This is a genomic window from Pseudomonas sp. PS01270, from assembly GCF_029959775.1.
GTDB classification, from domain to species: domain Bacteria; phylum Pseudomonadota; class Gammaproteobacteria; order Pseudomonadales; family Pseudomonadaceae; genus Aquipseudomonas; species Aquipseudomonas atacamensis.
Genome location: NZ_JASCPT010000242.1, coordinates 1 through 2,687, shown reverse-complemented (window position 1 = coordinate 2,687; position 2,687 = coordinate 1). Strand labels below are relative to the sequence as shown.

Genomic DNA, 2,687 nt, shown 5'->3' with positions numbered 1-2,687 from the left:
GGCTCGCTCCCACATTGAAATGCATTCCCCTGTGGGAGCGAGCCTGCTCGCGAAGGGGCCAGTCAAAGCAACGCAGGAACCAACTATTCCACCCGCAGCTCACCACTGAACACCAGCGTACTGCGGCAGCGCCGGCACAGATACCGCCGCCCTTGCCGCACCAGACCATGGCGCTGGGCGGTAAACGGGAAATCACTGTCGGGGCACGGGCATTTGTAGATATAGCGGGTCACGCTACGCCGCTTGATTTCATAGGTGTGGCAGCGGTCCGGCGGCAGTTCGTAGACGCCGCGCATGATCAGTTGCCACTCCTCGCCATGGGGCTGGATGCGGTCGCCGAACAGTTGATGAGCGATCAGGTGAGCGACTTCGTGAGCGACGGTCTGCTTGAGGAAGTGCTCGGTGTTTTCCCGGTACAGCTGCGGGTTGAAGCGCAGCAGGTTCTCGTGCAGATGCGCGACACCGGCTTTCTGCCCGCGCAGCTTGAGGCTGACGACGGGGCGTTTGAAGGAGCGTTTGAAAAAGGATTCAGCGAGTTGGTAACAATCTTCGACGCGGGTATTGAGTTGCTCGGGCATGCTTGATGGATCTCCAGAGACGCCGAGTATGCCGCAACCCCGGCGACTTGCGAATCGTCGACCTGCCGAATGGTCGTCGCTCCAACAAGAAGGCCGCCTTGCGGCGGCCTGTATTGGCAGATGTTGTTTTTCTCAGGGAGGAAACAGGTCAGTTGGTATAGACCGGGCCGACACCCAGGCCCCAGACAATCACGGTGAACGCCATGATCGCCACCAACACCACCAGGCCGACGGCGAGCACCGAGCTGGAAAACAGGAAACCTTCATCCGAAGGGATGTTCATGAACGTCGGCAAGCCGACATACAACAGATAGACCGTGTAGCAGATGGCCGCCGTACCGACGATCATCCCCAGCCACATGTGCGGATACAGCGCCGCCAGACCGCCGACGAACAACGGTGTCGCCGTGTAAGTGGCGAATGCCACGCAACGGGCCAGGCTTGGATTGGCGTCATAGGTGCGCGCCATCCAGTGCACGAAGGCGCCCATCACCGCGACCCCGCCGAGCATCGCCAGGTACGACATGATGGTCATCCACAAGGCGCTTTCGAACGTGAGCATCACCGGCGCGCGATTGCCGATCACCCAACCGACCTGGGTCGTGCCGATGAACGCCGAGACAGCGGGGATCGCCGCCAGAATCAGCGTGTGCGTCAGGTACATGTGGCTGATGCTTTCCTCTTGGTCGCCACGAATCTCCTTCCATTCCTGATCGGGGTGGGTAAACAGTCCCACTACGTGATGGATCATGCCATTCACTCCTCTTGTCATTGCCATCGCCCCCCAACGGAGCGCCTACGGGCCAAGATGGCCGAGCAAATACAGGTCTTTAGATGTGTGCGACCTTATGTCGCAGTATAGAAAGGAGTCCAGCGCACCGGTATGCCGGGCTTAGAGCAAATCGCGCTGTAAACGGGGTGGATAATCGCCTCGGGGTCTTGCAGGGAAGGCATTTTTGGAGTTGAAACACTTTTGTGGCGAGGGAATTTATCCCCGTTCGGCTGCGCAGCAGTCACCAGCCCATTCACCGCGCAGTGTCAGGCAATACGAGTTCTCAGGTATTGGGGCTGCTTCGCAACCCAGCGGGGATAAATCCCCTCGCCACAGATGCTTCGCGCTACCGGGGTTTTTGCGTAAAATGCCGGCCTTTCGTCACACCTCACGGATTTCGCGTCATGGGCACTCTTACGGTCAACCAGAACAAACTGCAAAAGCGCCTGCGCCGCCTGGCCGGCGAAGCGGTCGCCGATTTCAACATGATCGAAGATGGCGACAAGGTCATGGTCTGCCTGTCCGGGGGCAAGGACAGCTACACCATGCTTGACGTGCTGATGCACCTGCAGAAGGTTGCACCGATCAAGTTCGACATCGTCGCGGTGAACATGGACCAGAAACAGCCGGGCTTTCCCGAGCACGTGCTGCCGGCCTACCTGAAAGAACTGGGCATCGAGTATCACATCGTCGAGAAGGACACTTACTCGGTGGTCAAGGAACTGGTGCCGGAAGGCAAGACCACCTGTTCGCTGTGCTCGCGCCTGCGTCGCGGCACGCTGTACACCTTCGCTGACGAAATCGGCGCGACGAAAATGGCCCTCGGTCATCACCGCGACGACATCGTCGAAACGTTCTTCCTCAACATGTTCTTCAACGGCACCCTGAAAGCGATGCCGCCGAAGCTGCGCGCCGACGATGGCCGCAACGTGGTGATCCGCCCGCTGGCGTACTGCAACGAGAAGGACATTCAGGCCTACTCGGACCTCAAGCAATTTCCGATCATCCCGTGCAACCTCTGCGGCTCGCAGGAAAACCTGCAGCGCCAGGTGGTCAAGGAAATGCTCCAGGACTGGGACCGCAAGACCCCGGGCCGTACCGAATCGATTTTCCGCAGCCTGCAGAACGTGGTGCCGTCGCAACTGGCCGACCGCAACCTGTTCGACTTCACCAGCCTGAAGATCGACGAGACCGCGGCTTCGCGTTTCGTCAATGTCGTCAATCTGTAAACACAACCTGTAGAAGCGAGCCCTGTGGCGAGGGGATTCATCCCCGCTGGGGCGCGAAGCGGCCCCAAAATCTCGGGGTCTGCTGCGCAGCCCAGCGGGGATGAATCC

3 protein-coding genes are annotated in these 2,687 nt (G+C 59.5%); 1 reads left to right on the top strand and 2 read right to left on the bottom strand.

Features of this window, described 5'->3' with window-relative positions; genetic code table 11:
- Window positions 1-83: 83 nt before the first annotated feature.
- Both QMX86_RS27830 and QMX86_RS27825 read right to left on the bottom strand, forming a co-directional pair.
- A complete protein-coding gene (locus QMX86_RS27830; protein WP_076563850.1) occupies window positions 84-578 on the bottom strand; it encodes a SprT family zinc-dependent metalloprotease in 495 nt (164 codons plus the stop codon).
- A 148-nt stretch (window positions 579-726) separates the two neighbouring features.
- Window positions 727-1,329, bottom strand: coding sequence for a Yip1 family protein (locus tag QMX86_RS27825; RefSeq protein WP_016773629.1), 603 nt, complete (start codon window positions 1,327-1,329; stop codon window positions 727-729).
- A 425-nt stretch (window positions 1,330-1,754) separates the two neighbouring features.
- On the opposite strand from QMX86_RS27825, the gene ttcA reads away from it, so the two are divergent.
- Window positions 1,755-2,579, top strand: coding sequence for a tRNA 2-thiocytidine(32) synthetase TtcA (gene ttcA / locus QMX86_RS27820; RefSeq protein ID WP_024013975.1), 825 nt, complete (start codon window positions 1,755-1,757; stop codon window positions 2,577-2,579).
- The last annotated feature ends 108 nt before the right edge of the window (window positions 2,580-2,687 follow it).